We start from the raw sequence: 7,060 nt of genomic DNA on the forward strand, positions 1-7,060 counted from the left end.
ATAAAAAAGAAGCAAGCATAATCAATGCTTGCTTCTTTTTTTATTTCGTAGAAACTTCACCTTCAGCTTCTGTTTGCGGAATAAAGTATCCGATTATACCACCGATAATTGCCGGAACAATCCAGCCGATTCCTAAGTTATAAAAAGGAATTGTGTGTACGATATTAGCGATAAAGTTTGGAATCATTTCCACATTATCAAGTGCATGAATACAGCTAATAAGGAATGCAGCAATCATTGCTCCGATATAGACAGAAGGTTTACGTTTCGTATATTTATCAATAAATGATACGAAAATTAAAATGATTGTAATTGGATATAAAATAATTAATACAGGTAATGTAATTTTAATTAATAAGCTTAAGCCTAAGTTTGAAATGATGAAGCTAAATATACAAACGTATAGTACCAATTTCTTGTATGAAACATTCGTTAACACTGTTGCGAAATAGTTTGCGAATGCACTTACAACACCGATTGCAGTCGTTAAACAAGCGAAAATAATTGCGATACTTAATAAAACATTACCGCTTGTCCCAAAGAATTGATACATAATCGTAGCTAATAGCTGACCACCGTTTTCAAATTGTCCTAAGTTTCCGTTTGAAGCCCCGATATAACCGAGTAAGAAATAAACAATTGTTAAGAAAAGGGCAGCAATGCTTCCGCAAATAATTGTATATTTTGCGATGGATTTTTTATCTTGTATACCGTTTTGGCGAATTGCATTTACAACAATTGTTGATAATACGAGCGCCCCAATTGCATCTAACGTTAAAAACCCTTCAAGAAATCCTTTGAAAAATGGGATGTCTTTATAGTCACCGATAGGTTCTGTGAATGATCCTGGTGAAAGAATCGCTTTTGTTGCCATAATTGCAATAATTACAAGTAAAATTGGCGTTAATATTTTACCGATATGATCTACTAATTTGGATGGATTTAATGATAGGAAGTAAACGACTGTAAAGAAAATAGCGCTAAAAGCCAACATAGAATACCATTGATCTGGGAAAAGTGGTGCAATCCCAATTTCGTAAGATACAGATCCAGTTCGTGGAATAACAAATAGTGGGCCGATTGAAAGATAAATAATGATAGCGAATACTGCTGCGAATTTTGGATGAACACGGCTTGCTAAAGTGTTAAAACTACCACCGGCAAGGGCAACAGCGACGATAGCTAGTAAAGATAAACCGACGTCTGTAATAATAAATCCTGTAATGGAAACCCACATGTTCTCTCCGGAAGAAAGACCGAGAAGGGGCGGGAAAATCATATTACCAGCACCGAAGAAAACTGCGAATAGTAGTAAACTAATCGAAAGTATTTGCGCTGGTTTTAAAGTTGTACGCATATAAAGAAAATCCTCCTAATGAGTATTTTTGTCGAAAATTCAAATAATTTGTCGAGTAACTGTTATTATTTTAAAGGTCTGATGACTAGAAAGCAAGAGGGAATTTTATAAAAATTAAAAAATAATGCATTAAATTGAATAAATATACTATTTATATGTTAATTAGGAAGGATTTAACTTTACATATAAAAAAACACACATATCGTTACGATATGTGTTTTAAAAGAAAATCTTTTTATCACGTTCTTCTTTTAAAATTTCAACTGCTTCTCGGAAGCGTTGTGAATGCACAATTTCTCGTTCACGTAAAAAGCGTAAGCTGTCATTTATATCTGGATCATCGGATAAGTTAATGAGCCATTGATATGTTGCGCGCGCTTTTTCTTCAGCTGCAATATCTTCGTATAAATCTGCGATAGGGTCTCCTTTTGCCTGAATATAAGTAGCAGTAAAAGGAACACCACCTGCATTATGATAAAATAAAGCGCTATCGTGATTAGCGTACTGTGCGTCTAATCCGGCAGCTTTCATTTGTTCCGGTGTTGCATCTTTTGTTAATTTATAAATCATTGTAGCGATCATTTCTAGGTGTGCGAATTCTTCGGTGCCGATATCGGTTAGCAAGCCAACGACTTTGTCAGGGATAGTATAACGCTGATTTAAGTAACGAAGGGCAGCAGCTAGTTCGCCGTCAGCACCACCGTACTGTTCAACTAATAATTTGGCAAGGGCTGGATTACAGGTGCTTACTTTAACCGGGTATTGTAATTTCTTCTCATAAATCCACATATTTTCTCTCCTTCATATTTGCCATGGCCAAGGACCTTTGCTCCATTCCCATGGAGCGTTAGAATAACTATTTCCAAACTGCTGAAGTGGTCCGTATTTTTCTTCCATCTTTTGTTTTAATACCCTTCGTTTATAGGAGAAGTCATTAAATTGATTAATCGCAGCAGTGTCATCTGGATGTGTATCTAAATAAAGAGTTAGTTCAACTAGTACAAAGTCTAGTTCTTGAAGCTCCAGTAAAAGTTGATAATATTCTTCTGGTAGCGATTGAGTCACGTCAGTAGTCACCGCCCTTTTTTATAAGGATTTTCATAATAGTCATAAAAAACAGGCCATAAAGTCCCTTTTTGTAATGCCTCTTTTGGTGTGAATTGCGGTAAATTTGGCGGTTGAAAACCTAAAAATAAATTAGGAGGAGTAGAATAATATTTTTTTCCGATAGGAGGACAAGGATCTTGAGGGCTATGGTATGGCACGAATGATCTCATATATTTATTCATGAATAAACCTCCTTAACTCTTCATCACTACGTATTGTATTCAGACATAATAGGCATTTATGACACATATAAAAAAGTAATAGGTACGGGGGGAATGAATGTGGAGACTGTGAAACAATTCATTGTATTGGAAGTGAAAAACTTAAAGGAAACTTTGTATTTTTATGAAGGGATTTTAGGAATCAAGCCTAGTTTAGAAAGACCCCAATTAGATATAACAGGGGTTTGGTATGATGCTAATTCAATGAGAATTAGTTTTGTTATGAATCGAAGTTTAGGTGGACGTGAGAAGAGTGTTACGGATGCGGTTGATGTTCTAATGTTTTCAATTTCTAACATAGAGAATTTAAAGAAGAGGTTAGTGTTTTATAAAATTGCATATACAGAAAACAAAAGTGAGAAGAGTATTGTAGTACAAGACCCAGATGGATATAAACTTCAATTGATAGAGAAGGACGAATAAACGGAGGGGATTTAGTGGAGAGGAATTATGAAGAAAGTGCGTTGTTTGAGCATCAATTTTGGCTAAAGGTGCTTACTGATCATGCGCAATTTTTACTTGATGCGTTAGCTCCAAAGGAAAAAGAAGATATAAAAAAGGCCACTTATTTTCTTGAAACATTTACGAATCTGTTAAATAAAATTCATACTGTCAATCTCATTGCATTCTCAAAAGAGGCAGAGCGAGCTGCTAAGGAGATACGAACGTTTAAATTAAATATTATACAGAAACAGTTGGAGGGGAAAATTACTATTCATTTTACGCCAACTTTTATTAATCATATGGTAAATGAAGTAGAAGAGTATATAACGGTGTTAGAGTTTTTAAAGAAAGGAGAAGTTCCGCCTGTTTTTCATGAACTGCATTACCATCTCGTTTGGTTAACGGATGCGGCTGGTCATGCGGGCTCTATTTCTGGTGGGTTAGATCTTGTTGAAAAAAGATTAAAAGAGAAAAGCGAAGAATTTACGAAGCATTTTGAACAATTTTACTTAAAGGCAGTTGAAATGACGGGGTATTTAAGAACAGAGCTTCATCATTTTCCCGCATTAAAGAAGTTTACAAAAGATGTTTCACTTGAATTGAAATTATTTTCACATTTTCTCCATGAGGTTGAAGAGCTGGAGTTATCGAATGAAATATTAAGCGCATTATCAGCGAGAATGGCAGATCATATGGCAAGAGAGGAATGTTATTATTTATTAAAATTAGCCCAATCATCTGGACTCGAAATGCCGAAATGTAATCCGCTTTAAAGAAAAAGAGGTCAATTTTATTTGGCCTCTTTTTCTGTTTTATTGTCTCTTTTTATTTTTGCTTGCTCAATACTTGCCTGTAATGTCTCCATAATATTGATGATGTTTGGAGCTGGGGAGATTGTTTCAGTTTTTTCCTGTTGTTCAATTTTGTTTTCGATTAATTCGGTAAGAGCTTCTTTATACTCGTCTGTAAATAGCTCTTGTTCGAAAGGATTTGTAAGATGATGAATTAAATTGATTGCCGCGGTGAGTTCTTGTTTTTGAATAGGATGATCTTCGTTACTTGGTAAATTAGGTGTAGTTGTTATATTGCGAATTTCATTAGGGTAATGAATGGTTTGTAACATAAGCCCATCTTCAAAGCTACGGATAATAGCTAAGTGTTGTTTTTTTCTGATAGAAATATGAATAAGACCAAGTTTATTCGTACGTTCAAGAGCTTCTTTTAATAATAAATATGACTTTTCGTGTCCCGGCGTAGGGCCTATAAAATAAGAACGGTGATAGAGAACAGAATCAATTTCGCTATTTTGGACAAAAGATATAATACGAATGGACCGTGGCTCATGAACTTTTTGCAGCTCAGCTAATTCTTTTTCATCAATAATGATGTATTTATGAGGTGCATATTCATAGGCTTTTACAATATCTTTATCATCGATTTCTTCATCCGTACAATCAGGAGCAAACTTTTTATATTTAATAGGTGTTAGGCATTCTTTATGGAGACTTAAAAATTTTATATCGTTTTCTTCTACGGCACTATATAGTTTGATTCCTATATTTAATAGCCCAAGTGAAAGTGCACCTTTTCATACGGTATGCATATGAAATTTCTCCTTTCATTTAAAAAAATAAGTATGTTTATTATGAGATAGTAAGAAATTTCATATACGTTTTTTATTTTTAGTCAAGGGTAAGCTAGATAGTTCGAGTCATAAAATGTATTGACAAGCCCTCTAAAATATTTTAATGTGATTGTATAAAATTGTGTATATAAAGGGGAGTAACTTATCACAGTAAAGTCGTCATTACAGGGAGAAACCCTCGGCTTTATTGGCAACGTTTCGTTGTTAGTGAGACCTTTACCAGCAATGGTACAGGCCCCTTATTGTCTTTTTTAGGACCCTTACCATATTTGGTAGGGGCCTTTTTGTATACAAAGAGAGGAGATAAAAAATGAAAAAACTTATTAGTAGATTAAGAGTTGTATTTCGTGTCCGCAAGTTTGTTCCATTCCTATTTGACTTTTTCACTTCAAAAGAGGTTTCAATAAAGAAGAAAATTTTATCTGTTGCTTTTTTAGTTGGTTATGTGGCGATGCCGCTTGATTTAATTCCAGACTTCCTGCCGTTTATCGGTATTTTAGATGATATTGGAATTGTGTTATTCATTTTGAATCGAATTGTAAAAATGGCACCAGTGCAATTACAAGAAAAGCATAATGTAAATATTGGATAGGAGTTAAAAGAATGGAGCAAATTATTTTAGATATAATCGAGTTTTTAAAGCAGTTTTCTTATTTTGGAGTTGTGTTAGCATTAACGTTTGAATTTATTCCAGCAGAAGTAGTTTTACCCATGGTTGGATATTGGGTGTACGAGGGAGATATGAATTTTTGGCTAGCTGTATTAGCTGGAACGCTTGGTGGAACGACAGGACCATTAACGTTATATGCACTCGGTTATTACGGTGGTCGTCCTCTATTAATAAAATACGGAAAATACTTCTTCATTAAAGAAGAACAAATTCAAAAGGCAGATGATTTCTTTGAGAAATACGGACCGGTTGTAGCATTTGTTGGACGCTTCGTTCCAGGAGTTCGAACACTTATTTCCGTTCCATGTGGTATGGCGAAAATGAACATATGGAAATTTAGCATATATACATTTGTAGCGATGTTCCCGTTAACGGCTTTGTATATATATGTAGGAATGAAATTAGGTCCGCATTGGGAAAAAGCAGCGGATGTTGTTGGACAATATATGCTACCGATATTAGGAGGCGTTCTTTTTATCGTGGCTAGTATCTTTATCTATAAATTTATGAAAAAACGAAACAAAACGGAATCTATCTAGTTATTAGCATTGAGTTTTGATTAATTTTTGAAAATAGATGAATAGTACAGGCAAAGGACTCTAAAGGACATACACATATAGGGAATATAAAAGAGAGAGGGGAAACAACTATGTCTTGTGAGTGCTCAGGGTCAGCGTTAACTTGCTGTCCAGATAAAAATTATGTGCAAGATAAAGTGTGTAGTCCGTGGTCTGCTACTGTAGTTGCAACAGCAATTGATAATGTTCTCTATACAAATAATATTAATCAAAATGTAATTGGTACTGGCTTTGTGAAATATGATGTTGGACCGGGCCCAATCACTGTAGAAGCACTTGATTCTGCTGGGGCTACAATTGATACACAAACATTAAACCCAGGAACGAGTATTGCTTTTACGTATCGCCGCTTTGATAGTATACAAGTTGTGTTGCCGGCAACACCTGCTGGAACGTATCAGGGAGAGTTTTGTATTACAACACGTTATCCACTTTCATAGCAGAATAGGAGAGGATCAAAATGGGAATGAGAAGTTCCAGTTTGTCTTGTTGTTCTAATAAAACGCTTGTACAAGATCAAGTATGTACAGACTGGTCTATTACAGGTGCTGGTACTCAAATTGTATATACGAATAATATTACGCAAGAAGTGTATGGTTCGGGTTATGTGAAATATGATGTAGGCGCAAATCCAATTACTGTTGATTTTTTAGTAGGTGCTACAGTAGTTGATACGATTACTGTTCAACCGCAAAGTAGCGGTACTTTCACTATACGATATTTTACTACGATTCGAATTACTACGACAGGAACAACTGTTAGTCAAGGAGAGTTTTGTATTACAGTACGTTATCCGATTTCATAAAAAAGCATACCGTAAAGGGTATGTTTTTTTATTGAGGAAGTAATGAAATTGGTATTCTATAAGCAACATGTAAATTGGCAACAGTACTTGCCTTCTAAATATAGTGAAGAATTACTTTGTATATTAATAATACTAACGGATATTAAACCTTTACCTGTGTAAGATATTGTATTGCCAGGAAACACAGTGAAAATATTAGTTACTGCTCCAACGATTTGAATTGTACTTGCTTC

The 7,060-nt window shown here is 34.8% G+C and carries 11 protein-coding genes and 1 pseudogene; 6 read left to right on the plus strand and 6 right to left on the minus strand.

Annotation, left to right across the window (positions count from 1 at the left end; genetic code table 11):
• Positions 1-40: 40 nt before the first annotated feature.
• The 4 genes from brnQ2 to JDS92_RS23690 form a co-directional block, all read right to left on the minus strand.
• Entirely contained in the window at positions 41-1,357 is a 1,317-nt protein-coding gene (gene brnQ2 / locus JDS92_RS23675; protein ID WP_001260922.1) for a branched-chain amino acid transport system II carrier protein BrnQ2, read from the minus strand.
• A gap of 219 nt (positions 1,358-1,576) precedes the next feature.
• Positions 1,577-2,146: a spore coat protein CotJC gene (cotJC, locus tag JDS92_RS23680; protein ID WP_000265285.1), complete on the minus strand. Its 570-nt coding sequence runs from the start codon at positions 2,144-2,146 to the stop codon at positions 1,577-1,579.
• A 12-nt stretch (positions 2,147-2,158) separates the two neighbouring features.
• A complete protein-coding gene (locus JDS92_RS23685; protein ID WP_000194492.1) occupies positions 2,159-2,422 on the minus strand; it encodes a spore coat protein CotJB in 264 nt (87 codons plus the stop codon).
• An 8-nt stretch (positions 2,423-2,430) separates the two neighbouring features.
• Positions 2,431-2,646 (minus strand): spore coat associated protein CotJA, encoded by a 216-nt coding sequence (locus JDS92_RS23690; protein ID WP_001046260.1) that lies wholly within the window; start codon positions 2,644-2,646, stop codon positions 2,431-2,433.
• Positions 2,647-2,679: 33 nt separating this feature from the next.
• Between JDS92_RS23690 and JDS92_RS23695 the strand changes: the two genes are divergently transcribed.
• Positions 2,680-3,108, plus strand: coding sequence for a VOC family protein (locus tag JDS92_RS23695; protein WP_199632609.1), 429 nt, complete (start codon positions 2,680-2,682; stop codon positions 3,106-3,108).
• 14 nt (positions 3,109-3,122) lie between these two features.
• Entirely contained in the window at positions 3,123-3,902 is a 780-nt protein-coding gene (locus tag JDS92_RS23700; RefSeq protein WP_097957701.1) for a DUF2935 domain-containing protein, read from the plus strand.
• Between the two features lie 17 nt (positions 3,903-3,919).
• Here JDS92_RS23700 and ku read toward each other — a convergent pair.
• Positions 3,920-4,732 (minus strand): annotated as a pseudogene (gene ku / locus JDS92_RS23705) (non-homologous end joining protein Ku).
• Between the two features lie 352 nt (positions 4,733-5,084).
• Between ku and JDS92_RS23710 the strand changes: the two are divergent.
• The 4 genes from JDS92_RS23710 (at position 5,085) to JDS92_RS23725 (ending at position 6,827) form a co-directional block, all read left to right on the plus strand.
• Positions 5,085-5,366 carry a YkvA family protein gene (locus tag JDS92_RS23710; protein WP_097957704.1) on the plus strand — a complete coding sequence of 94 codons (282 nt, stop codon included), beginning with the start codon at positions 5,085-5,087 and terminating at the stop codon, positions 5,364-5,366.
• 11 nt (positions 5,367-5,377) lie between these two features.
• Positions 5,378-5,983 (plus strand): DedA family protein, encoded by a 606-nt coding sequence (locus tag JDS92_RS23715; protein WP_199632610.1) that lies wholly within the window; start codon positions 5,378-5,380, stop codon positions 5,981-5,983.
• A 110-nt stretch (positions 5,984-6,093) separates the two neighbouring features.
• Positions 6,094-6,462, plus strand: coding sequence for a DUF3992 domain-containing protein (locus JDS92_RS23720; protein WP_001277536.1), 369 nt, complete (start codon positions 6,094-6,096; stop codon positions 6,460-6,462).
• Between the two features lie 20 nt (positions 6,463-6,482).
• Positions 6,483-6,827, plus strand: a complete 345-nt coding sequence (locus JDS92_RS23725; protein ID WP_000525817.1) for a DUF3992 domain-containing protein — start codon at positions 6,483-6,485, stop codon at positions 6,825-6,827.
• Between the two features lie 56 nt (positions 6,828-6,883).
• Here the strand turns inward: JDS92_RS23725 and JDS92_RS23730 are convergent.
• Positions 6,884-7,060, minus strand: a 177-nt coding sequence (locus JDS92_RS23730) for an S-Ena type endospore appendage (protein ID WP_307838342.1), incomplete at its 5' end; no start/stop codon positions are given.

Source organism: Bacillus cereus group sp. N12 (genome assembly GCF_016483575.1).
Classification (GTDB): Bacteria; Bacillota; Bacilli; order Bacillales; family Bacillaceae_G; genus Bacillus_A; species Bacillus_A toyonensis.